We start from the raw sequence: 25,200 nt of genomic DNA, 5'->3' as shown, positions 1-25,200 counted from the left end.
GGGGTGAGACGCCGGAGCAGCCTGGAGACATGACAGCGATAGAAGTGCGCGGTCTGCGCAAGTCTTACGGTGCGACCACGGCTGTGGACGGGGTGTCGTTCACCGTTGCCCAGGGGGAGATCCTGGGCGTGGTCGGGCCCAACGGCGCCGGCAAGACGACCACCGTGGAATGCCTGATCGGGCTGCGCAGGCCCGACGCCGGACAGGTGCGGGTGCTGGGCCTCGACCCGGAACGCCGGCGGCGGGAACTCGCCGAGCGGGTCGGCGCGCAGCTCCAGGAGAGCGAGGTGCCCGCCGGCCTGCGGGTCGCGGAGGCGCTGCGGCTGTTCGCGGCGTTCTACCGTCGACCCGACAACTGGCGTGCGGTGCTGGAACGTTGGGGGCTTACCCCGATCGCCGACCAGGCGTTCGGAAAGCTGTCCGGCGGTCAGAAGCAGCGTGTTCAGCTCGCGTTGGCGCTGATCGGCGCGCCCGAGTTGGTGGTGCTCGACGAGCTGACCACCGGCTTGGACCCGATCGCGCGCCGGGACACCTGGACTTTGATCGGTGACCTGCGGGCGTCGGGGACGACGGTGGTGCTGGTCAGCCACTTCATGGACGAGGTGGCCGCGTTGTGCGACCGGGTCGTGGTGCTCACCCGGGGCAGGGTGGGCGCGATGGGCAGCCCGCAACAACTGACGGCGGACGCCGGGTTCGACTCGCTCGAAGCGGCGTATCTCGCGCTGATGCGGGAGGGACGATGAGAGGGGTCGCGCAGCTCTCGTTGAGCGAACTGCGGCTGCTGACCCGAGATCCGGCCGCCTTGTTCTTCATGGTGGCGTTTCCACTGATGCTGCTGGTGATCAACGGCGGCGACGGCGGCAAGAGCGGCGAGGACGGTCGGGCCGAGGCGCTTGTGCCCGGCTACATCGTGATGATCCTGGCGATCGGCGGTATCGCCGCGCTGCCGGAGGTGCTGGCCGTCTACCGCGAGCGCAAGGTGCTGCGCCGCCTGAAGGCCACGCCGATCAGCCCGCTCGCCGTCCTGATCGGCCAGGTGGCGGCGCAGCTTGCGATGGCCCTGGCCGGAGCGGCGGTCATCGTCGGCGTCGGCGCGCTCGGTTTCGGCCTGGACCTGCCCGCCAACCCGGCCTGGCCGGTGGCGGCGTTCCTGCTGTGCGCGCTGATGGTGTATTCCGTCGGTTTCCTGATCGCGGCCGTGGCACCGGGAGGACACGCCGCGAGTCTGCTGGGGCTGATGGTCCTGTTCCCGATGATTTTCCTGTGCGGCGCCGTCATCCCGCGCGAGGACCTGCACGCGAACGTCCTGCGGATAGGCAGGCACCTTCCGCTCGCGCACGGCGTGGACGCGCTGCACGACAGCTGGTCGGGGACGCCGTCGGCGACTTCGCTGCTGATCATGGCCGCCGTTATCGTGGTGTGCACGGCTACGGCAGCCGTGTTGTTCCGCTGGGAGTGAACCGGTGATCGATGCGGGGGCGCGCTGGATCAGGGCTTTCCACCTGCTCTTCTTCGCGTGCCTGGGGATCTCCTCGGCCGCGGCCTTCGCCCATGGCGGGTCGGATTGGACGACGCTCGGCCTGGCCGTGTTCATGGGCGGGTGGTACGCGGTTTGCGTCGCCAGGCGTCCGCATCTGCTGGAACGACTCAACCCCATGGGCTGGCACCTGCTGGTGTTGATCGCGTTGCTGATCGTGCTGATCCGCCGCGATCCGGCGTACGAGATGCTGGTGTACGGCATGTTCTCGCTGCCGTATCTGCTGCTGCCCACCCGGTGGGGCTACCTTGGTGCGGCGCTGCTGGTGGTCACCGCCACGGCCGCGGTTGCGCCGTTGTCGGAGGTTCTGCGCGATCCCGTGTCCTTCGGTCCGGCGGTCGGCTCGGTGGGGCTGGTGATCGTCATGGGCCTGTTCGCCAACCACCTCGTCCGGCAGGGTGAGCGGAGCCGGAGCATCGGGGTGTTGGAGGAACGGGCCCGGCTCGCCCGGGAGATCCACGACACCCTGGCCCAGGGATTCAGCGGCATCGTCGCCCAACTGGAGGCGGCGGAGCAGAACATCGATGATCCGGTCGTGCTGCGCCGAAGGGTGGCGTTGGCCAAGGGGCTGGCCCGTGACAGCCTGGTGGAGGCGCGGCGCTCGGTGGAGGCGCTGCGTCCCGAGCCGTTGGAGGGCGCGTCGTTGCACGGCGCGCTGGTCTCGGTCGCCGCGCGCTGGAGCGCCGAGACCGGGGTGCCCGCCGAGGTGACCATCGACGGGGTGCCGCGACGGCTGGGTGCCGATGTGGAGGCCACCGTGCTGCGGGCCGCGCAGGAGAGCCTGGCGAATGTCGCCAGGCACGCAGGGGCGAAGCGGGTGGCGCTGACGTTGAGCTACATGGACGGCGAGGTGACGCTCGACGTGCTCGACGACGGCGCGGGATTCGTGCCCAGTGCCGCGCGGGCCGGGTACGGTCTGGCCGCGATGCGCGAACGCGCCGCTCACGCGGGGGGAAGGGTCACCGTGGAGTCGGCTCCGGGCGAAGGGACCGCAGTGTGCCTGAGCATCCCTTGCGGTTGATGATCGTCGACGACCATCCGGTGGTCCGGGACGGACTGCGGGGGATGTTCGACGGGCTGACCGACATCACGGTGGTCGCCGAGGCGCGAGACGGCCGGGAGGCGTTGGCCGCCGCCCGCACCGAACGGCCCGACGTAGTGCTGATGGACCTGCGCATGCCGGTCCTGGACGGGCTCGGCGCGATCCGCCGGTTGCGCGTCGAACAGCCGAACGTCCGCGTGATCGTGTTGACCACCTACGACGGAGACGGGGACATCTCGCGGGCGCTGGCCGAGGGTGTGGCCGGCTATCTCCTGAAGGACGCGCCGCGCGAGGAGTTGCACGCGGCCGTACGTACGGCGGGCGCGGGCGGCCGGGTGCTCGCCCCGGCCGTCACCGCCCACCTGATGGGACGCCTCGCCCCCGTCCCCACCACGGTGCCCAGTCCCAGGGAAGTGGAGGTGCTGGCGCTCATCGCCCGCGGCGCCGCCAACAAGGAGGTCGCCCGTGTCCTGCTGATCAGCGAGACCACGGTGAAGACGCACCTCAAGCACGTCTTCGCCAAGCTGGGCGTGGACAACCGGGCCGCCGCCGTCGCAGTCGCCCTTCAACGGCGCCTCATCTGAACCGGGTCCGCGGTTGCGCCTCGTGGAGCACGAGGAGCCGATCCAGTGCCTTGTCGCAGACCGCCCGGACACCGCCGCGGTGCCCACCGCGCCGCCGATGCCCGGCAGTTGGTCCCGTATCGCCACGTCCCCACTCCCCTCGCCGAACCACCCCGCGAACCCCTTCATCACCTCAATCGCACACCCCCACCGACCGGCCCCGGCGGCTCTTCGCTCGCCCTCCGGGTTGCCTCCAAGTCGCTTCCATGTGCCTTCCAGGGCCATCCGGCGAGTGTTTTCCCCACAAGGCGACGACCGCCGGTCCCACCGGCCCGACACTCGGGAGAACACCCATGAAGCTCAGGAACCTGACCACCATCCTGGCCGCGCTCGGTGGCGCGTTCATCATCTACGTCGGCCTGGCCTACCTGTTCGCCCCGCAGTCGACCGCGTCCGGCTTCGGCCTGCCCACCTGGCCCGAACACCAGGGCACCGGGTTCCTCGCCGTCAAGGGCGTCCGCGACATCGGCACCGGGCTGGTCATGCTCGCCCTCCTGCTGACCGGACACCGTCGGGCACTGGGCTGGACGATGCTCGCGATGACCTTCATCCCGGCCGGCGACATGACGATCGTGCTGAGCAACGACGGCTCCGCCGCCACGGCCCTCGGCGTCCACGGCCTCACCGCCTGCCTGGTGGCACTCACCGCCGGCCTGCTGCTGCGCGAACACCCGGCCCAGGCAACCACCCCCACGCCCACCCCGACCACCCCCCGCGTGAACGTCCCGACCGCACGTTGACCCCCCGGGCCATGCCGGTACCGGTGCCCGGTTGTAGCCGTTGAGTGTGACGAGCCCGGAGGCGGTGAGGTAGGCCGCCTCCGGGACCAGCGGCACGATCTCGGCGAGGGTGTCGGCCGTCTCGGTGGAGGCGCGCGCGAGTTCCAGGGATGCCCGGGTGTCGGCCGGTGCGTGCTGCGCATAGGTATCGACGTGACGGCCGGCCTGCCCGCCGGGCATCAGCGTGCGGACCAGTCGCAGGGCCAGGAGTCGGGCTTCCGCCCGCCCGGCCGCGGTGACGGGGGTGATGGGGGGAGACAGGTGACCGTGGGCGCGCAGCCTCGACCGCGGCCCGGGGATCGTCTGCCACGGCCCACGGGCCGCCGCCCACGGCCCGGACCGCTCAGGGGATCACGCCGCGGAGCCCCGGCCCGGATCCGGGGGCTTGGGGGTCGGTACGAAGACGCTCAACCGGTAGGTGGTCGGCTGGATCAGGCGCCCACAGAACGTGTCCATCCGCACCGCCGTCCAGTCGATCTGCCGGTCCGTCGCTCGAAGATCGCGGATGTGCGCGCGCCACGCCACCTCGTCCTGGGTCTCGAAGAGCACCTCCCAACGGCCCGCGTCGGGCGCGAAGCGAGCGGCGGTTCGCCGTGCGTCGTCCTGCCGCCGACGCCTTCTCTTCCCTTGTCCTGGCACCGGCTCAGCATCGCCGGCTTCCGCGGACACGGCAAGGCCATAACGACACCTGGGAGGTCCGGCTCGCACCGGCGTCGTTGTGCGGCCGCCGCGTCAAGACGAGCGGACGACCGTCCACGAAGCGGAACCGGTGCCGTTGCCGCAGCAACTCGACGAGGTCTGCCCGATGTTGCCGTGGTCCGGCAGTCACCGGGGAGACCCGCAGGGCTACCTGCCCGCGATTGCGTCGATGGCGTCGGCGAGTTTGAAGTCGAGTTCCGTGACGACGCCGCCTGCCGTGTAGGTCGTCATGCTGAACCGGGTTTCCGCCCAATGGAGTTCGACATCCGGGTGATGTTCCAGTTCCTTGGCGATCAGGGCGACGCTCCCGATGAGACGGGCACCGGTCCGGAAGTCGATGGCGAAGCTCTTCGTGATGCCGGTGGTGTCTCCCGACCAGCCGTCGCGCTCGGCGAGCCGCGCGGCTACGTCCTCGGCGGCCAGGGGTGTGCGTTCTCCCACGGTGCGCTCCTCGGATACGACCGGCGGGTCCGCCGGGGTGGTGTCTTCGGATTCTCATGGGGGAGGGCCGAGGGAGGCCAGAGCGGTGGGTGGTGTCGCGTCGGCGGCGGCCGAGCCGAGGAGGAGGGTGGTCAGGTCGTGAGGGTTGGCGTGTTCACCGGTTGGCGTCGCCGCTGCGATTCGGTCCAGTCGGAAGCCTCGGCCGGCTCGGCGGGTTCGGCACCAGGCGATGAGGTACCAGCGGCCGTCGGCGGTGAGCAGCCCGGCCGGTTCCACGACGCGGTCGCTTTCGTGTCCTGTCGCGTCGGTGTACGACAGCCGCAGCACCAGGTTGTCGGCGAGGGAGCGCTCCACCGCGGTACGGATCGCCGAGTCGCCGGGGGTGGGCAGGGTGACGATTCGTGCGGCGAGTTCTCGGGCCGCCACCGAGGCGGGGCCGGTCATCGAGGCCACGATCTTCTGCGCCGCGGTGCGGGCCGCGCCGGCGTAGGGGGTGGAGGCGTCGGCCGCGGCCAGTGCGGCGGTCAGCGCCGAGGCCTCGTCGAGGGTGAGGTGGATCGGGGGCAGGGTCGTCTTCGGGTCGATCGACCAGCCGCCGCCGCGCCCGGGTATGGAGCGCACCGGGACACCGGCCTGCATCAGGGTTTGCAGGTCGCGCTGTACCGTGCGGGTGCCGACCTCGAACCGCGCGGCGAGCCTCGCGACCGTCAGAGGCCGCGGCGCCGCCGCGCGCAACTCTTCGACCAGCGCGTACAGCCGCGCAGCGCGTTTCATGCCGCCGACGCTACCTTCACGCCGAGGCCAGGAAGTCCCGCTGTCGCCGCAGCTCCCGCTCGGTGATGGTCAGCGGAAACAGCGTGAAGCCGTGCATCGCGCCGGCGACGACATCGAGGTGCACGCGCGCACCCGCCGCCTGCCATCGCGCGGCCAGGAACAGCGAGTCGTCCAGCAGCGGATCCTCGGTTCCGACGACGATCCGGGCGGGCGGCAGCCCGGTCGGATCCGCGAACAGGGGCGAGACCTCCGGTGCGCGGCGCTGCTCTTCTCCTATCCCCGGCGTGAACAGCTCATAGCCGCTTCGAAGCGTGTCGGTGTTGCTCAGCAACTGTCGGGAGCCGAACCTGCGCTGGCTCGGCGTCATCGACAGGTCGTACGGGCCGAAGAGCAGGTGGGCCGCCCGGAACGCGCCGGTGATGCCGTACCGGTCGCGAAGGCGCAGCAGGGTCAGGACACTCAGGTGGGCGCCGGCCGATTCGCCGCCGATCAGCAGCCGTTCGGTACCGAACTCGGCGGCGGCGTGTTTCACCAGCCACCGGGCGGCGGCCTCGCAGTCGTCGGGCCCGGCGGGGAACGGATGTTCCGGTGCGAGGCGGTACTCGACGCTCACCACGGCCAGCCGCGCCTGCTCGGCGAGCTGCCAAAGCCGCTCGTCCTGACCGCCCGCGGACCCGAACACCCAGCCGCCTCCGTGAATGTGCAGGTACACGCCGTCGGTGTGGTCCGGTTCGAAGACCCGTACCTTCACGCCGCCGTCGACGACGCGGTCCCGGCCGTGCGGCAGCCGCACGGGCGGCGTGTCCCCGCCGAGCCGGTTGCGCCGCAGGAGCGCCAGCGTGGCCGGACTCGGCGCCTGCGCCCGAGTCGGTCGGCTCGCGGCGGCAGCCTCGAACTGCGCGTTGAAGGCCAGGGTTTCGGGGAGGCAGTCCTCATCCGTGATCGTCATGCCGTCGACGGTCGCAGCCCCCCGCGACAACACCCTGTCACCCTTTCTTCGCGCGCTTTGTGATCCGGGTCATGATCCCGTTCCGCGACCCCTGCGCCGAGGTTGCGGCGCGTGTGTCGATCGGAACTTCATGCCGGTCGTTTGCGGCGTACCGTGGCCAAAGGTTCACACATCACCTTCTGGGGGCATCCATGGACGTGCCGGCCGACCTGTCGATGGGCGAGCGGATCGAGTGGTTGCGGACGCGGCGAGGCATGAGTCGACCCGTGCTGGCCGGTCTGTGCGGTCGTGGCCCCGACTGGCTGAAGAAGATCGAGAGCGGCGAGCGTGAACTGCGCGACCACAGGCTGATCCTGAGGCTGGCGTCTGCACTCGGAGTGACGGACCTCGGGGTCCTGACCGGCACCGGAGAGGTGATGCAGCCCGTGTCCCCAGCCCTGCACCACGAGTCGATCCCAGCCATTTGGGCAGCGGTCAAGAAGCGCAACTACTCTGCGGTGCGCCCGGATGCTCCACCGGACGTTCCAGCGCTCCGTGGCCGCGTCGATGCGGCTTGGCGGCTGTGGCACTCGTCCCGGTACAACCGCACCGAGGTCGGCGAATTGTTGCCCGACCTGATCGGTGCCGGCGAGGTCGCGGTCCGCGCCCTGGACGGGCCGCAGCGCCGGGACGCGTACGCGGTGCTCGCGACGATCTACCACCTCGCGCAGCAACACATCGCGTACATCGCTCCAGCGGAACTCGTGTGGGTGGTGGCCGACCGGGGGATGTCGTCGGCGCAGTATGCGGACACCCCGGAGGCTCTGGCCGGTGCGGCCTGGTGCTACGGAAACGCGTTGCGCGAGACGGCCGACGGGGACGAGGCGCTGGCCGTGGTGACCGATGCCGCCGAGGCGATGCGCCCGCATTTGGACGATCTCGGCGACGACGCCCGTGGGTTGTACGGCGCGCTGCACCTGCACGCGGCGATCACCCACGCGAAGTACGGCCACGACGGCGACGCCTGGGCACACTGGCAGCGCGGCGACGCCACCGCGAAGAGCCTGCCGGCGGGCTACCTGCACCCGTGGACCGTATTCGGACGGCCGAACGTCGACATCCACGCCGTTTCGGTGGCGGCCGATCTGCTGCGCGCGGGCACCGCGCTGGAGTACGCGGATCGCATCGACCCGGAGAGCATGCCGTCCATGGAACGCCAGTCGAGATTGTGGACGGAGAGCGCCCGCAGCCACGTTCAGCGGGGCGAGCACACGGCGGCGCTGCACCTGATGCAACGGGCGGTGGGTGCGGGCCCGGAGGCGGTCAGGTACACCCCGGCCGCACGTGGGGTGGTCGCCGAGTTGTGGCGCACGACACGAGGTCCGCTTCGGCGTGAGGTGGTGGAACTCGCTGAGAACGTAGGCGTCGTCGAGGGCTGATTCGTTCGACGTCGATACGGCGACTACGGCGACGACAGGGACGGATCGTCCCCTCCGCATAGGGGGACAATCCGTCCCTGTTGCTGCGTGTGCATTCGGTTACGTTCTCGGCACTGTCCGCCGCCACCGCGAGGGATGCCATGCCCCACCATCAGTGCACGCACGCCGCGCTCACCCCGGACGTTTGCCCGACGCTCGACTCCGAGACCGGCGAACTGCGGCTGCGGATAACGCTCTACGCCGTGGACGAGCCCATCGAGCACCTGGATCTCGTCCTGTCCGGGCCCGAGGTGTCCGACCTGGTCGACGTGGTGTGCCCGTCGGTGACGAGGTGACCGTGGATCGGTCCACTGCGGCCGTCATCCGTGTCGGTCCTTCAGGCGACGAGCACCATCCCATCCGGATCGAAGTCCCCGGCCGTGCGCCGTTGGACGTGACGCGGGCCGAGCTCACGGCGCTGGTGCACGAGTCTCGGATGTATCTGATGCGGACGTTTCCGACTCCGCCGCTCGGTCGGATCTCGAACTCGGGTGGGTGAACCCCGCCCGATGCCGCACGCTGTCGTCACCTGCGGGCGGTGGCGCCCGGTCCCGCAGCCACCGGCGCGGTTGCGGGACCGGGTTCGTCACTCTCTCCCGGCCGGGATCGCCCGACCGCCACCGACTGCCGTGACTGCCACTACCACCCCACCCCACCCCACACCTGGAGGAGAGGCCATGACTCGGCCCGAGCGTGACTGGAAGCTGCTTCGATTCGAGTACGACCCCGACCTGCTGAAGGCGCAGTACGAGCTGCCGACCGGCGAGTATCGGTGGCAGACGTTCGCCGTGCCCAGCGGCACGTTGCCCGCGCTGGTCGGGGCTCTTCTGGCGCACGCCGACCAGAACGAGCGCACGGACATCCTGCGCGCGGAGGTCGAGCGGAACGACGAGGCGATGTCAGCCAGTACAGGGCGATGACCGATCGCACGCGAGCGCCGTCGTGGCTGCCCGAGTTCCTCCGCCACGGCAACACGCTGCGGTGATCGCAAGTCCCGGCCGCACCCGGTTTCGGATCCGTTTCCGCGAGGAGCGCCGCGCCGCCGGTCGGGTGGTCCGCCGGTTCAGCGCGGGCCCGAAGGGCCTCGCGCGATGGTCGAGAAGATGTCCGGCTGTGCGGCGAGGGTGAACAGTTCGGGTCCTGTGAGTGGGGGGCCGCCCAGCAGTGCGCCGGTCCGACTGTTGCGGGTGCCCGACATGAGTGCGCGTGCGGTGCCGTCCGGCATCAGGATGAGGACTTCCACGGTCGTGTCGCCGTCGTCGAGGGTTCGTGAACCGGTGACGGTCCGCGAGCCGTCGGGGAGGGTTCCGCGTACGCAGTCGGTCCAGGCGGGGAGTGCTCCTCCGGTCTCCTGCTGGCGCCAGTCCCCGCACGGCAGATACGCGGTGCGCCGCAGCGCGTGGTAGCGGGTCGTGACGAACTCGTCGAACAGACGCTCCTTCTCGGGTCTCATCCTGGTGTGCCCCCATGAGGTCGACGACGATTTGTCATACCGGTCAGGCGGGATCGGCCTCCCGAAATATTGCGTGCGGCCACGCGCGGTCGGGTTCGCCGGACGGTGCCGGTCCTACCGGTGGGTAGGACGTCCGGTCCCGAACACGACGCCCACCGCCGTCGTCGGTGCGGCGCTCGGCGGGCCCGGCCGGGTAACTCGGCGTGCCGACAGGGGAGTTGGGCACGCACAGTAGACGCGCTTTTACCCGGATGAAGGCCGAGGCCCCGTCCGCCCGGGGGCCCGCCTTGCGTTCGCGAGCCGAGCCGACATAATCCAAGCCTTCGGGGCAATCCCGGGATCGCTCGTTCGTCCGACCGTCTTTCACGCTCCCTGCACGTTCTCCACGTTCTCCACGTTCTCCGAGCTCCCAAGCTCTCCGCGCTCTCCGGACGTTCGTCGGACGCTCGCCGGACGACGGGCGCGGGTTCGTCCCGAAGCAGGCACCCCCTTCCAGTTTCAGGAGCACTTCAGTGCAGCTGCACATCAGCAGGCACATATCGGGCGCCGTCGGCGTCGGTGTACTCGCACTCGCGCTGCCGGTCGTCATGGCCGGCACCGCCGAGGCCAAGCAGGACCACGACACCTGCGCCCGGGTCGGCGTGGAGTACTCGCTCGACGGCGGCAAGCACTGGACCACCAGCGGCCGGATGGACGGCACCCTGGTGACCCGGATCGAGGTCCGGCTCAAGGACAAGCCGAAGAACAAGTGCGAGTACGCGGTTTCGCTCGCCTCGTACAACACCGAGGGTCCGACCTGGCCGACCTCGGGCACCCAGAAGTTCCTCGGCTGGGACTCCAAGAAGCTCAGCAAGAAGAACCCGAAGGTCACGCTCGACGTGAGCGCGTACCGACCGACCTGCTTCGGGCAGGTCGACCTGTACGGGAACGGCAAGAAGTACGACGGCGTGGCCAACCCGCTGCCGGCGTACCCCCGCAGCACGATCGCGAACCTGATCACGGCGTGGAACGGCGGCGACAAGTGCGCCCCGCCGACCACGACGCCGCCGACGACAAAGCCGCCGACGACGAAGCCCCCGGTGGAGACCACCAAGCCGCCGGTCGAGACCACGAAGCCGCCCGTCGAGACCACGAAGCCGCCGACGGCATCCACCAAGCCGCCGGTGGAGACCAGCAAGCCCGCGACCTCCTCCTCGGCCCCCGCCGTCGAGGAGACCAGCAGCACGCCGCCCGTCGGCAAGCCCGAGGTGACCCCGGTCGACGACACCGCCCCCGCGTCGCTCGCGGAGACCGGTTCGGACAACTCGAGCGCGATCGTGCTCGGCGCCTCGGCCGGCGTACTCCTGGTCGGTGGCCTCGGCGCCTTCGCCTGGAGCCGCCGCCGCAACAGCACCGGCACCGGCACCGGCACCACCGCGTAAGCCACGTAATCACCACCGGGCAGGCCACCCGAGACTCCCACCCCGGAGCCTCGACAGGACCCGCCGGTGACACCACGTACGGCCCGGCCGGGACATCCCGGCCGGGCCGTACGCGTGCGTGCGGCGGGTTCGTCGGCGACATCCCGCCGCCTCGTCGATGACCCTGGTTTCCCCAACCCGCCTGTGGCACGATCCGTCACCTCTGGTCGTGGGCGCCCTTTCGCGTCCCATACCGCTCTCGTCCGATGGAGTGAACGTATGTCGATAGCCCACGTGTCCGGCCGGTTCGACGGCAAGACCGCGGTGGTCACCGGAGCGGGTTCGGGGGTCGGCCGCGCGACCACGCTGCGCCTGGCGGCGGAGGGCGCGAACGTGTTCGCGCTGGACATCGCGGCGGCGGCGCTGGCCGAGACCGCGGAACTGGCGGCCGGGCTCGCGGGGAAGGTCGTCACCCGGGTCACCGACGTGGCGGACCGGGACGAGTGCTTCGCGGCGGTGGCGGCGGCAGTGGCCGAGTTCGGCGGGCTGGACGTACTGGGCAACGTGGCCGGCATCGCGCGGGCCGAGCACGTCCTGGAGGTCACCGAGGCGGACTACCGGCGGATGATGGGCGTCAACATCGACGGCTACTTCTTCATGTGCCAGGCGGCCATCCCACACCTGCTCGAGCGTTCCGGCAACATCGTCAACATCGCGTCCAACGCCGCTGTGATGGGCCTGGCGTACAGCGTGGTCTACACCATGAGCAAGGGCGCCGTGGTGCAGTTGACCCGGTCGCTGGCCTGGGAGTTCGCCAAGCAGCCGCTGCGCGTGAACGCGATCGCGCCGGGCGGGATCGACACCAACCTGGTCGCCAACTACCAGATGCCGGCGGACGTCGACTGGGATCTGGTCGGCCGGGCGATGACGCCGCGCCCGATGGCCCAGCCGGAGGACATCGCCGCGATGTTCTCCTTCGTGGCCTCCGAGGAGGCCCGCAACGTGCACGGCGCCGTCCTGCACAACGACAGCGGCCTGACCGCAGGCTGACGCCACGCGCGGTCGAGCGCGGGAGGCGCGCGAAAAGCGCAACGCGCGCGACGCCCGAAAAGCACACGACCCGGTCCACCACGGTCACGCGACCGTGGTGGACCGGGTCGATTCGGCCGGCGCCGTGCCGGGCGAACCCCGGAGCCCGCGACGGCAACCGTCGTTGCTACGACGGCGCTCCGGCGGCGCGGCGGTCCAGGGAGTCGCCGACGAGGTGGTAGACCGCGTTCGTGGCCGCGGTGTGCTTGGCGACCTCGCCGGGATCGCGGTCCTTGCCGTCCATGCGGCCGGTCATCTCGTAGATGAAGTAGCGGTACAGCGACTCGTGTATCCAGGTGTAGGCGGCTTCGGGCGCGAACACCTCGGTCTCCCGGTTGGTCGGGGGAGTGACCTGGTTGTAGTAGCCGGCGTTGGACTGGGCGAGCGTCGCGGCGGCGATGGCGGTGGGCATCGTGAGCACGCCGACCGTCGTCTGTACGTTGTTGGCCTTGTCCACGTATAGCGCGGAGACCGCCCGCACGCAGCCCAGTTGTTTGATCAGCTCGGCGGCTTCGCCGGAGGCCATCGGGGTACAGTCCTCCAGGACCTTCACGCAGGTCCGGGTCAGGGTGCCGCCCTGGTACTTGTAGGGAAGCTGGGCCAGGCCGAAGACCTCGTCGACAGTCACCGGCTTGGGGTCGGTCCCCGCCGAGCGCAGATCCTCACGGGTGAGTGTCCCGCGCGTGGGCTTGTCGGTCGCGGTGACGGTGGCGCAGGGCCGCAACGGCTTGCCCGTCGAGGACGTGGTCGGCGAGGCGGCCCCCGCGGCCCCGGTGGCGGGCGGCGTGCCGGGCGCGGCCGCAGACGCCGACCCGGGGGTCTGCGATCCGCTCGCCGGGGGCGGCGCGGCAGCCTTCTTCCTGTCGTCTCCGCCGCACGCGGTGGAGCCGGCCAACAGGGCCAACGCGCACGCCGTCACGGCGAGCCCGCGAACTCGCTTGCGCCGCCCGGCGCGAACGGAATCGCGAACAGAATCATGCTCGGACATCGGGGACCCGTTTCGAATCGCGGCCGACACCCACCGCTGTGCCCGGCCGCCGTGGGATCCGGTGCAGCGGCCGGATTTCGTCGTACCGGCTGATAATCGTGGGAAACCTACCATCCGGTGACACGGCAAGATCAACCATGTGGGGCGAGAGCACGATCTCCGCGCGAAATGGATATGCCGATCAGACCGTGTGGTTTCCGGACTCGGGCAGGCTCTCGAGCAGGCGGGTCAGCAGTCGCCCGGCCGCCGGACCGGTCGGGCCGTCGGTCGGCCAGGCGAGGGCGATGCGGCCGCGGGGGCTCGGGTCGGTGAGGTACAGGGTGCGCAGACCGGCCACGGTCGCCATGGCGGGAGGCAGGGCCGGGAGTACGGCCACGCCGAGGCCCCGGGCGGCCAGTTGTACCAGCAGTTCGGGCGCGGCGGCCTCGAACGCGATGCGTGGGCGGAATCCCGCCTCGGCGCACGCGCGGTCGAGGGTCCCGCGCAAACCGGTGCCACGCAGCAGGCTGATCAGCGGACGATCGCGCAGTTCGGCCAGCGGGACGCTGGTGCGGCCGGGTGTCAACAGCGGATCGTCCGGGGCCATCGCGACGACCAGCGGTTCGTCGACGAGCACCCGGAAGGTGAGGCCCGGCGGGGGCTCCGGGTCCACGATCCCGACCATCGCGAGGTCGAGTTCGCCGCGGCGCAGGGCGGCGAGCATGTGCTCCGACGTGTCCTCGGTGAGCGCGATCTCGACCCGGGGGTGCTCGTCGTGGAAGTCGGCGAGCACCGAGGCCACATCGAACTCGTGGGTCGCGGCGCCGGAGACCAGGCCGAGGGTGACCCGGCCGCGCAGCAGGCCGGTGAACTCCTCGACGGTGTGCCGGACTCCCTCGACGGCCGCAAGTGCCGCCCGCGCGTACGGCAGGACAGCCTCGCCCACCGGCGTCGGTATCACCGTCCGTCCGGAGCGGTCGAGCAACGGTTGGCCGAGTTCGCGTTCCAACTGCCGGATCTGGGCGCTGATACCCGGCTGCGCGAGGTGCAGGCGGGCGGCGGCACGGGTGAAGTGGGCCTCCTCCACCACGGCGACGAAGTACTGCAACTGCCGGAGTTCCATAACCATCGATTCTAGCTCCGAGAAAAGATGCGTCTTGGACTTATCGATCACGGCTCGCCACGCTTGATCACATGACCGGCCCCGCGAACCCACCGCCACCACCGAACGACCCGAATCCCCAGAAGGACCCGAGCACCGCGAGCACCCCGAGCCCCAACACCCCACCGCCCGCCGCCGCGCGACTCAAGGCCGCCATCGCGGCCGAACGCCGGGACCTGGCCGCCCTGTTGGCCGATCTCCGAGCCGACCAGTGGGACGCGCCGTCGCTCTGCGCCGGGTGGCGGGTGCGCGAGGTGGCCGCCCACATGTCGATGGGCTTTCGCTACTCGCTGCCCCGCGTCGGCCTGGAACTGCTCAAGTCCGGAGGCAATCTGCATCGCACGACCGACCGCCTGGCCCGCGCGGACGCGGCCGCGCTGTCGACGCACGAGATCGCCGCCGCGCTCGCCGACAACGCGGAGCACCCCTGGAAGCCGCCGGGTGGGCGTACGGCGGGCCTGGGTCACGACGTGGTGCACGGCCTGGACATCACGGTCGCGCTCGGCCTGGATCGCACCGTCCCCGAGGACCGGTTGCGCATCCTGCTGGACGCGATCAGCCCCCGGGGCGTCAAGTTCTTCGGCGTCGACCTGACCGGTGTGCACCTGCGTGCCGACGACCTGGACTGGTCCTACGGCACCGGTACGCCACTGACCGGCTCGGGCCAGGACCTGCTCCTGGTCGCGTTCGGCCGTCGGCTCCCGCCCGGTCGGCTGCGCGGCGAGCATCGGGACCGCTTCGTCACCGGGTGATTCGGAGTAGTCGTGGTGAGTCTCGGTGAGTCGTGTGGTGCCGGGAACCCGCCCGCTCCGGGCCGGTTCCGATGCGCTTAGGGTCGATCGGGTGACCAAAGAGTTCCTGCCGCCCGAGCAGTGGTACGAGCAACTGCCCACCCTGTACGCAGCCGCCTCCGCGCTGATCACCGATGTCGAGGACCGGGTGCTCCTGGTCAAACCCAACTACCGCGACTATTGGAATCTGCCCGGCGGCTTCGTGGATCGCAACGAGTCGCCGCACGACGCGTGCGCGCGTGAACTTCGTGAGGAACTGGGACTCGACCTGGACGTCGGCGAGTTGCTGGTGATCGACTGGGTGCCCGAGCAGGATCCCAGGCCGCGACCGCTGACCGGCTGGACCTTCGACGGCGGCACCCTGACGCCCGAGCGGATCGCCGCGATCCGGATCCAGGAGGACGAACTCGACGACTACGCCTTCGTCACCCTCGACCGAGCCGCGCAGCTCCTGCCGAGCACCGTCGCCCCGCGCGTGCCGGCAGCGATGGAGGCCCGCGGCCTCGGCCGCGCCGTGTACCTGCCGAGGCACTGACTCGAACGCGTACCCGCCGAGGCCCCGACCCGAACGGACAGCAACCGCGCCCCGCGCGTAGATTCGACGCCTGCTTCGCATTCGCGAACATCACCCACAGGCGCCCGGAGGCAAGGTTGTCGTCGTTCCGTTCCATCACCGAATCCGATCTCCCGCACGTCCTCGCCTGCGAGGTCGACGAGCCGATCGGCTCGATCTCCGCCGATCGGTACCTCGCCGAGGCGGCGGACGGGATGTATCGGCCGGAGTGGACCTGGATCGCCGAGCAAGACGGCCGGATCCTGGCCCGCGCGCTGTGGTGGGGCCCGGCCGACAGCGCGCATCCGGTCGCGTTGGACTGCCTGTACGTCGACTCGCGGGTCGAGGACCGGGCCGCGATCGGCGCGGAGTTGATCGCGGCGAGCCTGCGGGCGTTCCGCGCGGCCGGTGCGGACCGGCTGCCGTTGTACAACGTGACGTTGACCGGGGGGTGGCGCGAGGACCCCGCCGCCTCGGCCGCACTCGCCTGGCGGCGCGAAGCCGCGTTCGCGGCCGGTCTGAGCCACGAGGTCGAGCGGTTGCGTTTCGAGTGGTCGCCGGACGTGGGCGTACCGGCCGGCTCCGGACGACTCACCTTCACCGAGGCCGACGACGACGCGTTCCTCGCCGTGTTCCGGCGGATCGCCGAGGGCAGTCTGGACGCGGAGACGCGCAAGGGCCTGGCCGCGCACGGCCCGGAGGTCGTCGCTCGGCAGGAGATGGACTTCTATCTCGGCTGCCCGGGCCGGCGCGAGTGGTGGCGCTTGGCGCACACCGCCGACGGCACCCTGGTCGGCCTGGCCATCCCGTCCGCGACGCCCTACCACCCCAACGTCGGGTACCTGGGCGTCGTCCCCGAGTTGCGCGGCCGCGGCTACGTCGCCGACCTGCTCGCCGAGATCACCCGCCTGCACGCCGCCCGAGGCGCCGAAGTGATCACCGCCACCACCGACACGACGAACGCTCCGATGGCCGCCGCCTTCCGCCGGGCCGGCTATCGCACCACCGAGGTCCGCATGGTCTTCTCCGCCCCCGAGTAGCCGCCGGTCGAGCGCCCCCGCCCGCACCTACACCAACTCCCGCCCCATCGCCGTCATTTGGCCATTTCGGTCACACGGCCACCCGCTCGCCCGGTACGTTTCCGGCGATGCACCGACGAATCGCGATCCGTGATTCGCGGCCGTCTCGATTCGGGTGGGGGCCCGAGGGTCGTACGGGGCGGGGATCGACGTGCCCCGATGGAGACGGCCGGGTGTGGTCCATCTTCAGGGAGGGGATCCCGATGTCGCTCCGTTCCGTGTTCCACGGCCACGAACCCAACCGCCGGCGCCGCCGCTCAGCCGACGCACCCGACACGCGCCACGTGCACCGAACGCGCCACCCGTACGGCCCCCACCGACTCCGCAACCCCCGCAGGCCGATCGCCCTGATCGCCGCCGTGACCCTGTTCCTCGCCTGCCTGGTCGCCCAGGCCGCACCCGCCTCCGCCGCGCGTCCCGGCGTGTCCGCCTACGTCGCCAACTCGGGTTCGAACACGGTGTCCGTGATCGACACCGCGAACAACACCACCACGGCGACCATCCCGGTGGGCAGCGGTCCCTACGGGCTGGCCGCCAACCACGCGGGTACCCGGGTGTACGTGGCCAATTTCGGCTCTGCCGGCGTCTCCGTGATCGACACCGCGACCGACACCGTCACCGGCACCATCGCCACAGCCGGCGCGCCGTTCGCGATGGCCGTCGACCCGACCGACACCCGCCTGTACGTCGCCCAGAACAATTCCGTTCTGGTCGTGGACCTCGCGACCAATACCCCCACCGCCACCATCGCGGTCGGCACCAACCCGATCGCGGTACTGGTCGCCCCGGACGGTGCGCACGTGTACGCCGTCAACAACGCCGGCCACAACGTCTCGGTGATCGACACCGCGACCGCCGGCGTCGGCGCGACCATCGCACTCGGCGGCTCGCCCGACGGTGCCGCGCTCAGTCCCGACGGCAGGCGCCTGTACGCCGTGGACGACCAATCCGGCCTGTGGGTCCTCGACCTGACCGCCGGCGGTGCGCTCGCCGCCACCGTCCCGATCGCCGAGGGCAGCAACGTCGCGGTGAACGCGGCCGGGACCAGGGCCTACGTCTCCGCGTTCCCGGCCGCCGTCAAGGTGGTCGACCTGACCACGAACACGGTGATCGACAGCGTGGCGGTGGGCAGCTATCCGGCCAACCTCACGCTGCACGTCGCGGGCGGATTCGTGTACACCACCAACGCCGTGTCCGGGGACGTGTCGGTGATCGACACCGCGTCCGACACCGTGGTGGCCACCATCCCGGTCGGGAACACCCCGTACGGCATCGTCGTCGTCGGCGTCCCGCAACCGCGCACCGTCACCTCGGTGACCCCCGGCTCAGGCCCCGCGGCCGGCGGCACCGCGGTGACCGTCACCGGGACCGGATTCACCGGCACCACCGCCGTCGCGTTCGGCGCGACCCCCGCTCCCTCCTACACCGTCGTCGACGACACCACCATCACCGCGACCGCGCCGCCCGGCACACCCGGCACCGTGGACGTCACCGTGACCGGCCCGGGCGGCACCAGTGCGACCACACCCGCGGACCGCTTCACCTACCTGGCCGCCCCGACGGTCACCTCGATCAGCCCCGGCTCCGGCCCCGCGGCCGGCGGCACCGTGGTCACCATCACCGGCACCAACCTCGCCGGCGCGACCGGCATCACCTTCGGCCCCGGCCGGCCCGCCGGCTCGGTGTCCTGCACCGCGACGACGTGCACGGCGACCGCGCCGCCCGGTCCGGCCGGTTCGGTGGACGTACAGGTGAGCACCGCCGGCGGAACCAGCGCGACCGGTCCCGGCGACCGATACACCTATATCGCGAGCGCGGCCGACGTGGCGGTGACACTCCGGGCCACCGGCGTGCCGTCGTTGTTCAACGCGCGCATCGACTACACGGTCACCATTACCAACAGGGGCCCCGACGCGCTCGGTTCGGCCACCGTCACGGCGCCGCTGCCGGTCCCGATGATCGTCACGTCGCCGGACTGCTCGGTGGCCAATCGCACGGTGACCTGCACGGTCGGCCCGCTGGCCGGAAACGCGGCGACCACCCGGCACTTCACCGCACCGGTCGCCCTGCTCAGCCTGGGCGCCGAGTACGAGGTCACCGCGAGCCGTGTGGCGAGCACGCCCAACGACCCCAATCCGGCCAACAACAGTTCCTCGGCTTCGTGCACCGCGGTCACGTCGCTGCTCATCTTCTGCTCCTGAGCCGGCCTCGCTTGCGGATGGTCGGTCCGCGCGGGTTCGGGGCGACCGGTCCGCGCGGTTCCGGGCGGCCGGGCCGTGTCGGCCCCGTGCGGGGGCGCGACGGCCGGACGCGCGAGCGGGCGTCGGCCGCGGACAGCCGATATACGCGGGCCGCCGTCGGTGCCGGGTAGCCGGAACACGCGAGCCACTGCCCCGAACCGCTTCCGACGGGTAGACAGGACACCTGCGGCGGGCCGGACTACCGGCCCGCCGCAGCGTGTGCCCGGGCTACGCCGATCGCGAACGCGACGGAATCCCCCTGTGCCGAAGCGGAAGTCGCGATGATGATGGGCCCGCGCACGCGCGCGACTCCACTCCGGACCGGGTCGCATCTCGGTCGGATCGCACTTCGGTGCCGCGCCTCGGCCCCCCGATGGGCGCACCCCGGGACACACGAAAGCGAACGCATGAGCCCCTCCTCGACACCCCGTGAACCCGATCGGATCGACGCCTCGATACCGGCGCAGTCCGCATCCGCGAAGACGCCGCCGGCCGGATCCGTACCCGAACCCGCAGCCACGCCCGGACCCGAATTCGACCTCGGCTACGAGATTCCCCTCGAACTCCCGCACGACCCGATCGAGACGCCGGCCGAGAACGAGCGGCCCACCGGTGTGACCCCGATCGAGCTGTTCTTCGACCTCGTCTTCGTCTTCGTGCTCACTCAGGCCACCCACCAGGTGGAGTCGCACCCGGGCTGGACCGGGCTGCTCCAGGGCATGTTGCCGCTGGCGGCGATGTGGTGGATGTTCGGCGCGTTCAGTTGGTTGACGAACGCGGTCCGTCCCGACGCGACGGTGGTCCGGCTGCTGCTGGCGCTCACGATGACTTCGTTCTTCGTGATGGGCCTGGACCTTCCGTACGCGTTCGACCCGGACGGCTGGGCATTCGGCCTCGCGTTCCTGGTCGCCGTCGGGATGCACGTAGCGCTGTTCCTGACCGCGTCCGAACCCTCGGCCCGCTCCGGGATCCTGCGCCTCGCGCCGTTCAACGCGGCGGGCGGCCTGCTGATCCTGGTCGCGCCGCACCTGCCGGACGCAGGCACCTGGGCCTGCTGGGTGGCGGCCGTGGTGGTGATGTACCTGTCGATGGTGATCGGTCGGATCCGCGGCTTCGTGGTCGAGCCGCACCACTTCGTCGAGCGGCACGGCCTGATCATCCTGATCGTGCTCGGCGAATCGGTCGTGGCCGTCGGCATCGGAGCGGGCGGTCGACCGGTCGACTGGAAGCTTGCGGGGGGCATCCTGCTCGGCATCGCGGTCGCCACCGGCATCTGGTGGACCTACTTCGGCGGCGACGACGAACGCACCGTGCGCGCCATGTCGGAGGCGTCGGTCGAGCGTCGCCAGATGCTCGGCTACGTGGCGTTCGGCCTGGCCCACGCGGTGATGATCGCGGGTATCGTGCTGATCGCGGCGGGCATCTCGGACGCCATCCATCACCTGGGCGGCGACACGAACCGTTGGTGGCTGGGGGCTGGCCTGGCCACCTTCCTGGCGGGTCACGCGTGGCACCGCTTCGTGTTGGCCACCGGCCCGGTCCAGGGACACATCGTCACCGCGGTGGTGGCGGTACCCCTCGTCGCGTCCGTCGCGGGCACGGGCTGGGCGGTACTCGCGGTCGCCACGGCGCTCCTCGCGATCATGACCGTGTCCGACCACCTCCGCCAGGTCCGCGCGGCGGAGGAGCCGGACGCGCGGCAGGTGACCTCGGCCGGCTGACCCTTTGGGGCCGGGGAGCCTGCTCTGCTAGCGTCCCCGGCCATGAACGACAGCGTGTACGTGGGCAACGCGGGCCCGGACGCGGCGCTGGACCGGGGTTGGCTGCTCGGCCATTTCAAGGACGTCGGCGACCCTCGGCACAGCGAGGCGGTGGAGATCAAGTGGGGTGTCCACCCACCCGGCGACGCGCGCGCCGAGTGGGTGAGCGGTGAGGCGCGGACCGCGCTGCTGATCCTGATCAGCGGCCGGTTCCGGGTCGAACTGCCGGGCCGCAGCGTTTTGTTGGCGAAGCAGGGCGACTACGTGGTGTGGGGTCGCGGTGTCGACCACTCCTGGGCGGCCGAGGAGGAGTCGGTGGTGCTCACGGTGCGGTGGCCGTCCGTGCCGGGGTATCGGGTGGGCGAACCCACCTGAGCCGCGGCGCCGGCGCCGCGGCCCACCACAGGGCCGGCCACCGTGTCGGCCGACCTTCAGGGCGGTGCCTCTCCGGCCGACGCTTTTCGGCCGGCGCCTTCCGGGCGGCGCCTCCCACGCGGTGACGAACGGCACCGTGCATTGCTCGCGCGACCTGTTGTACGACGAGCAGCTCATCTCATACGCTCCGCAAGCCGACCCTGTCCGGGTCGGCGACACAACCGCATAGTTCGCAATCCAGGGGAAGCCGGTCGAAATCCGGCGCTGACCCGCAACCGTAGGCGGTGGCCGACAGGCCGCCGCGAGTCGGAATGCCTGGATTCGTACGAGTTTAAGGCTCCAGCTGTCGTGGACTGCACGCTGAAGCCCGGATTTCACGTCCGGCGGTGTCTCGTCGGCGCGATGCCGGGGTCGGCGGTCCTGTGAGGAACATCGCTCGGCCCGGGCGGCATCGGTTCCGCCGCTCGTGCCGACGCCCGTCGCACGAAGGGAATCCGCACGTGAAATCTCGTGGGAACAAGGCTCGAATAGGCCGGCTGGTCGGGGCACTCGCCCTTCTCCTGCTGCCCGCCACCGCCCAGATCACCGTGAGCGCACCCGCCGCCTACGCCATCGACCCCACCAAGGGCTCCGCCGGCGTCTGTCCGGACGCCAACGGGGTGACCGTGATCGTCGACTTCCAGGAACTCGGCGGCGCCACGCTCACCCGCTGCGCGCCCGGCGACCAGGCCACCGGTCTGGCCGCGCTCAAGAACGCCGGCTTCCAGATCCAGGGCACGAACCGGTGGGGCGAGGCGTTCATCTGCCGGATCGAGGGCAAGCCCGGCACGGACACCGAGCCCTGCGTCAACACCCCTCCGGCGTCGGCGTATTGGTCGTACTGGCACGCGCCGAACAACGGCACTTGGACGTACAGCTCGTGGGGCGCGACCAACCGAAAGCCCCCGCTGGGCAGCTTCGAGGGCTGGTCCTTCTCCAAGGACAAGAGCTCCACCACCAATCCGCCCCCGCGCGTGGCCCCCACGCGCCCGTAGGGCCGACCCGGCGTCGGATCCGAAGCGAGGTCGTCCTCGGCTGCGCGACCGCGTTCGTTCCGCCGGTCATCGCCGACGCGCGTGATTCGGTCGGAACGAACGCCGGGAACGGACCGCGCACGCCTGCCCGATCGGCGCCGGCGGAGGCATCCGCCTCGCGCGTAAGTCGTTTCACCGTCCACCGGGTGGACTCGCCTGCCGGACGCGCCCATCGCCGGCTAAGCTGACGGACGCAGTCGGTTCGCCCTGCCCGCCAGGCAGGCGCGTCGTAAGAGGGAACCCGGTGTGAATCCGGGACTGCCCCGCAGCGGTGAGTGGGAACGACCGCCGTCAACAGCACTGGGCCCCAGGACGGGCCCGGGAAGCGACGGCCAGTAGGAGTCCGCCCTTTCGGTGGACGCGCCCACGAGTCCGAAGACCTGCCACTGCCCGTGTGCCGACGAGGCACACGGTGATCTCGGTGACCTCGTGGGCGGGTCGGCGGACAACCCCGGTGGCACACGTGCGCGACAGCGCCGAAACGCCCCGGCGGCTTGCCATCCCTTCGCGCCCTCGATCCGTCCCGGGATTCCGGAGACAACTCGCGAAGGAGAGTTCCGTGACCACCAAGTCCGCAGCCGCGGCAACCCGCGCCACCGTGTACGGCTACCCCCGACAGGGCCCGCGCCGGGAGTTGAAGAAGGCCATCGAGGGCTACTGGGCCGGTCGGGTCACCGCCGACGGGCTTCGCGAGACCGCGGCCGAACTGCGCCGCGCCAACCGCGATCGGCTCGCCGATGCCGGTGTACACGAGGTGCCCACCGGCGACTTCTCGCTCTACGACCACGTCCTGGACACCACCGTGATGGTCGGCGCGATCCCGCCCCGCCACCGTGCGGCCGTCGAAGCCGACGCCCTGGACGGCTACTTCGCGATGGCGCGCGGCACCCAGGAGGTGGCGCCGCTGGAGATGACCAAGTGGTTCGACACGAACTACCACTACCTGGTCCCCGAACTCGGCCCCGACACCGTGTTCTCCGCGAACTCCGCCAAGCAGGTCGCCGAGTTCGAGGAGGCCATCGCACAGGGCCTGACCGCCCGCCCCGTACTGGTCGGCCCGATCACCTACCTCCTGCTCGCCAAGCCCGCGCCCGGCGTCGCGGCCGACTTCCAGCCGCTGACCCTGTTGGATCGACTGCTGCCGGTGTACGCCGAGGTGCTCGCCGACCTGCGCGCGGCCGGCGCCGAGTGGGTGCAACTGGACGAACCCGCGCTGGTCCAGGACCGCAGCTTCGCCGAACTCAACGCCATCGCACGCGCCTACCGCGACCTCGGCGCGCTCACCGACCGGCCCAGGCTGCTGGTCGCCTCGTACTTCGACCGCCTCGGCGAGGCGTTGCCGATCCTGGCCAAGGCGCCGATCGAGGGGCTCGCCCTCGACTTCACCGGAGCCGCGTTCGCCAACCTGGACGCCCTGGCCGCCGTCGGCGGACTGCCCGGCAAGCGCCTGGTCGCCGGCGTCGTCGACGGGCGCAACGTGTGGATCAACGACCTCGGCAGGTCGCTGGCCACCCTGGGTACCCTGCTGGGCCTGGCCGAGCGCGTCGACGTGTCCGCGTCCTGCTCCCTGTTGCACGTGCCCCTGGACGCCGGCGACGAGCGCGACATCGACCCGCAGGTCTCCCGATGGCTCGCCTTCGCCCGGCAAAAGACCGAGGAGATCGTCACGTTGGCCCGCGGCCTGGGCCAGGGCACGGACACCATCGCGACCCATCTCGCCGCCAACCGGGCCGACCTGGCCGCGCGCAAGACCTCCGCCCTGACCCGCGACCCCGCCGTACGTGCCCGCGCCGCCGCGGTCACCGACGCGGACGGCCGGCGCAGCCTGCCCTACGCCGAGCGCGCCGCGGCCCAACGCGCCCACCTGGGACTCCCGTTGCTGCCGACGACCACGATCGGCTCCTTCCCGCAGACCGGCGAACTGCGCACCGCCCGCGCCGACCTGCGCGCCGGACGCATCGACGAGGCGGGCTACGAGGAACGCATCGAGTCCGAGATCCGCGACGTGATCTCCTTCCAGGAGAAGGCCGGAATCGACGTCCTGGTGCACGGCGAGGCCGAACGCAACGACATGGTGCAGTACTTCGCCGAACAACTCACCGGATACGTGGCCACCCGGCACGGCTGGGTCCAGTCGTACGGCACCCGGTACGTGCGCCCGCCGATCCTGGCCGGCGACATCTCCCGTCCCGAGCCGATGACCGTGCGCTGGACCTCGTTCGCCCAGTCGTTGTCCGACCGCCCCGTCAAGGGCATGCTCACCGGCCCCGTCACCATGCTCGCGTGGTCCTTCGTGCGCGACGACCAGCCGCTCGGAACCACCGCCCGGCAGGTCGCCCTGGCGCTGCGCGACGAGGTCCGCGACCTGGAGGCCGCGGGGGCCTCGGTCATCCAGGTGGACGAACCAGCGCTGCGCGAGACACTGCCGCTGCGCGCCGCGGACCGCGCCGAATACCTGGCCTGGGCCACCGAGTCGTTCCGCCTGACCACCTCCGGCGTGCGCGCGGCCACCCAGATCCACACGCACATGTGCTACGCCGAGTTCGGCGACATCGTGCAGGCGATCGACGACCTCGACGCCGACGTGATCAGCCTGGAGGCCGCCCGTTCGCACATGCAGGTCGCCCGGGAGCTCGCCGCCCACGGCTATCCGCGCGAGGCCGGTCCCGGTGTGTACGACATCCACTCCCCGCGCGTCCCGAGTGCGGAGGAGGTGACCGCTCTGCTGCACGAGGGGCTGACCGCGATCCCCGCCGGGCGGCTGTGGGTCAACCCCGACTGCGGCCTCAAGACCCGCGGCTGGCCCGAGGTTCGCGCCTCGTTGGAGAACCTGGTGGCGGCGGCGCGCGGGGTACGGGTGACGCTCCCCGACGCCGCGTCCTGAGTCGGGACCACCGGGGCGGGGAAGGCACGCCCCGCCCCGGCGGTCCGGGTTGTTGCGGCGGCCATGCGTGCCC

25 protein-coding genes and 2 riboswitches are annotated in these 25,200 nt (G+C 71.1%); of the genes, 18 read left to right on the top strand and 7 right to left on the bottom strand.

Annotation, left to right across the window (positions count from 1 at the left end):
* Positions 1-29: 29 nt before the first annotated feature.
* The 5 genes from ACIRL2_RS10075 (at position 30) to ACIRL2_RS10055 (ending at position 3,942) form a co-directional block, all read left to right on the top strand.
* Positions 30-743, top strand: coding sequence for an ABC transporter ATP-binding protein (locus tag ACIRL2_RS10075; protein WP_402231405.1), 714 nt, complete (start codon positions 30-32; stop codon positions 741-743).
* Positions 740-1,459, top strand: a complete 720-nt coding sequence (locus ACIRL2_RS10070) for an ABC transporter permease (RefSeq protein WP_402231403.1) — start codon at positions 740-742, stop codon at positions 1,457-1,459. Before ACIRL2_RS10075 ends, ACIRL2_RS10070 begins: the two co-directional genes overlap by 4 nt.
* Before the next feature lie 4 nt (positions 1,460-1,463).
* Positions 1,464-2,558, top strand: a complete 1,095-nt coding sequence (locus ACIRL2_RS10065) for a sensor histidine kinase (protein ID WP_402231401.1) — start codon at positions 1,464-1,466, stop codon at positions 2,556-2,558.
* Positions 2,534-3,163 carry a response regulator gene (locus ACIRL2_RS10060; RefSeq protein WP_402231399.1) on the top strand — a complete coding sequence of 210 codons (630 nt, stop codon included), beginning with the start codon at positions 2,534-2,536 and terminating at the stop codon, positions 3,161-3,163. The genes ACIRL2_RS10065 and ACIRL2_RS10060 overlap by 25 nt, the downstream gene beginning before the upstream one ends.
* Before the next feature lie 332 nt (positions 3,164-3,495).
* Positions 3,496-3,942, top strand: coding sequence for a DUF4267 domain-containing protein (locus ACIRL2_RS10055; RefSeq protein WP_395859003.1), 447 nt, complete (start codon positions 3,496-3,498; stop codon positions 3,940-3,942).
* 390 nt (positions 3,943-4,332) lie between these two features.
* On the opposite strand, the gene ACIRL2_RS10050 is transcribed toward ACIRL2_RS10055, so the two are convergent.
* From ACIRL2_RS10050 to ACIRL2_RS10035, 4 genes are all read right to left on the bottom strand, one after another.
* On the bottom strand, positions 4,333-4,620 hold the full coding sequence (locus ACIRL2_RS10050) for a hypothetical protein (protein WP_402231397.1): 288 nt from the start codon (positions 4,618-4,620) through the stop codon (positions 4,333-4,335).
* Positions 4,621-4,827: 207 nt separating this feature from the next.
* Positions 4,828-5,121 (bottom strand): 4a-hydroxytetrahydrobiopterin dehydratase, encoded by a 294-nt coding sequence (locus ACIRL2_RS10045; RefSeq protein ID WP_402231395.1) that lies wholly within the window; start codon positions 5,119-5,121, stop codon positions 4,828-4,830.
* 54 nt (positions 5,122-5,175) lie between these two features.
* Entirely contained in the window at positions 5,176-5,895 is a 720-nt protein-coding gene (locus ACIRL2_RS10040) for a helix-turn-helix transcriptional regulator (protein WP_402231393.1), read from the bottom strand.
* A gap of 16 nt (positions 5,896-5,911) precedes the next feature.
* A complete protein-coding gene (locus ACIRL2_RS10035) occupies positions 5,912-6,844 on the bottom strand; it encodes an alpha/beta hydrolase (RefSeq protein WP_402231391.1) in 933 nt (310 codons plus the stop codon).
* 191 nt (positions 6,845-7,035) lie between these two features.
* Between ACIRL2_RS10035 and ACIRL2_RS10030 the strand changes: the two genes are divergently transcribed.
* From ACIRL2_RS10030 to ACIRL2_RS10020, 3 genes are all read left to right on the top strand, one after another.
* Positions 7,036-8,262, top strand: a complete 1,227-nt coding sequence (locus ACIRL2_RS10030; protein WP_402231389.1) for a multiprotein-bridging factor 1 family protein — start codon at positions 7,036-7,038, stop codon at positions 8,260-8,262.
* A gap of 140 nt (positions 8,263-8,402) precedes the next feature.
* Complete coding sequence (locus ACIRL2_RS10025; protein ID WP_402231387.1) at positions 8,403-8,597, top strand: hypothetical protein; 195 nt, start codon at positions 8,403-8,405, stop codon at positions 8,595-8,597.
* Positions 8,598-8,978: 381 nt separating this feature from the next.
* The gene (locus ACIRL2_RS10020; protein WP_402231385.1) at positions 8,979-9,221 is read left to right on the top strand and encodes a hypothetical protein; all 243 of its coding nucleotides are present in this window, start codon (positions 8,979-8,981) and stop codon (positions 9,219-9,221) included.
* Positions 9,222-9,364: 143 nt separating this feature from the next.
* Here ACIRL2_RS10020 and ACIRL2_RS10015 read toward each other — a convergent pair whose 3' ends face one another.
* A complete protein-coding gene (locus ACIRL2_RS10015; RefSeq protein WP_395858994.1) occupies positions 9,365-9,754 on the bottom strand; it encodes a hypothetical protein in 390 nt (129 codons plus the stop codon).
* A 512-nt stretch (positions 9,755-10,266) separates the two neighbouring features.
* Here ACIRL2_RS10015 and ACIRL2_RS10010 point away from each other — a divergent pair.
* Both ACIRL2_RS10010 and ACIRL2_RS10005 read left to right on the top strand, forming a co-directional pair.
* Positions 10,267-11,175, top strand: coding sequence for an LPXTG cell wall anchor domain-containing protein (locus tag ACIRL2_RS10010; RefSeq protein WP_395858993.1), 909 nt, complete (start codon positions 10,267-10,269; stop codon positions 11,173-11,175).
* A gap of 258 nt (positions 11,176-11,433) precedes the next feature.
* Positions 11,434-12,204: an SDR family NAD(P)-dependent oxidoreductase gene (locus ACIRL2_RS10005; RefSeq protein WP_402231383.1), complete on the top strand. Its 771-nt coding sequence runs from the start codon at positions 11,434-11,436 to the stop codon at positions 12,202-12,204.
* A gap of 166 nt (positions 12,205-12,370) precedes the next feature.
* On the opposite strand, the gene ACIRL2_RS10000 is transcribed toward ACIRL2_RS10005, so the two are convergent.
* Together ACIRL2_RS10000 and ACIRL2_RS09995 are read right to left on the bottom strand one after the other, a co-directional pair.
* On the bottom strand, positions 12,371-13,147 hold the full coding sequence (locus tag ACIRL2_RS10000; protein WP_402231382.1) for a hypothetical protein: 777 nt from the start codon (positions 13,145-13,147) through the stop codon (positions 12,371-12,373).
* Between the two features lie 265 nt (positions 13,148-13,412).
* Positions 13,413-14,333 carry a LysR family transcriptional regulator gene (locus ACIRL2_RS09995; RefSeq protein WP_402231380.1) on the bottom strand — a complete coding sequence of 307 codons (921 nt, stop codon included), beginning with the start codon at positions 14,331-14,333 and terminating at the stop codon, positions 13,413-13,415.
* 71 nt (positions 14,334-14,404) lie between these two features.
* Between ACIRL2_RS09995 and ACIRL2_RS09990 the strand changes: the two genes are divergently transcribed.
* From ACIRL2_RS09990 to metE, 8 genes are all read left to right on the top strand, one after another.
* Complete coding sequence (locus ACIRL2_RS09990) at positions 14,405-15,124, top strand: maleylpyruvate isomerase family mycothiol-dependent enzyme (protein WP_402231378.1); 720 nt, start codon at positions 14,405-14,407, stop codon at positions 15,122-15,124.
* Between the two features lie 91 nt (positions 15,125-15,215).
* On the top strand, positions 15,216-15,698 hold the full coding sequence (locus tag ACIRL2_RS09985; protein ID WP_331771068.1) for an NUDIX hydrolase: 483 nt from the start codon (positions 15,216-15,218) through the stop codon (positions 15,696-15,698).
* Positions 15,699-15,814: 116 nt separating this feature from the next.
* Positions 15,815-16,756, top strand: coding sequence for a GNAT family N-acetyltransferase (locus ACIRL2_RS09980; protein ID WP_402231376.1), 942 nt, complete (start codon positions 15,815-15,817; stop codon positions 16,754-16,756).
* A 242-nt stretch (positions 16,757-16,998) separates the two neighbouring features.
* Complete coding sequence (locus ACIRL2_RS09975) at positions 16,999-18,996, top strand: IPT/TIG domain-containing protein (RefSeq protein WP_402231374.1); 1,998 nt, start codon at positions 16,999-17,001, stop codon at positions 18,994-18,996.
* Positions 18,997-19,442: 446 nt separating this feature from the next.
* Entirely contained in the window at positions 19,443-20,756 is a 1,314-nt protein-coding gene (locus ACIRL2_RS09970) for a low temperature requirement protein A (RefSeq protein WP_395858985.1), read from the top strand.
* 42 nt (positions 20,757-20,798) lie between these two features.
* Positions 20,799-21,170 (top strand): signal peptidase I, encoded by a 372-nt coding sequence (locus tag ACIRL2_RS09965; protein ID WP_402231372.1) that lies wholly within the window; start codon positions 20,799-20,801, stop codon positions 21,168-21,170.
* A gap of 241 nt (positions 21,171-21,411) precedes the next feature.
* A riboswitch (cobalamin riboswitch) is annotated at positions 21,412-21,486 on the top strand.
* 184 nt (positions 21,487-21,670) lie between these two features.
* The gene (locus tag ACIRL2_RS09960) at positions 21,671-22,204 is read left to right on the top strand and encodes a flagellar hook-length control protein FliK (RefSeq protein WP_402231370.1); all 534 of its coding nucleotides are present in this window, start codon (positions 21,671-21,673) and stop codon (positions 22,202-22,204) included.
* Positions 22,205-22,424: 220 nt separating this feature from the next.
* Positions 22,425-22,646, top strand: a riboswitch (cobalamin riboswitch).
* Between the two features lie 156 nt (positions 22,647-22,802).
* The gene (metE, locus tag ACIRL2_RS09955; RefSeq protein ID WP_402231368.1) at positions 22,803-25,127 is read left to right on the top strand and encodes a 5-methyltetrahydropteroyltriglutamate--homocysteine S-methyltransferase; all 2,325 of its coding nucleotides are present in this window, start codon (positions 22,803-22,805) and stop codon (positions 25,125-25,127) included.
* The last annotated feature ends 73 nt before the right edge of the window (positions 25,128-25,200 follow it).

This window comes from Embleya sp. NPDC127516 (genome assembly GCF_044765325.1).
Classification (GTDB): domain Bacteria; phylum Actinomycetota; class Actinomycetes; order Streptomycetales; family Streptomycetaceae; genus Embleya.
The sequence above is the reverse complement of the archived record's forward strand: the minus strand, read 5'-3'. Positions and strand labels throughout refer to the sequence as shown.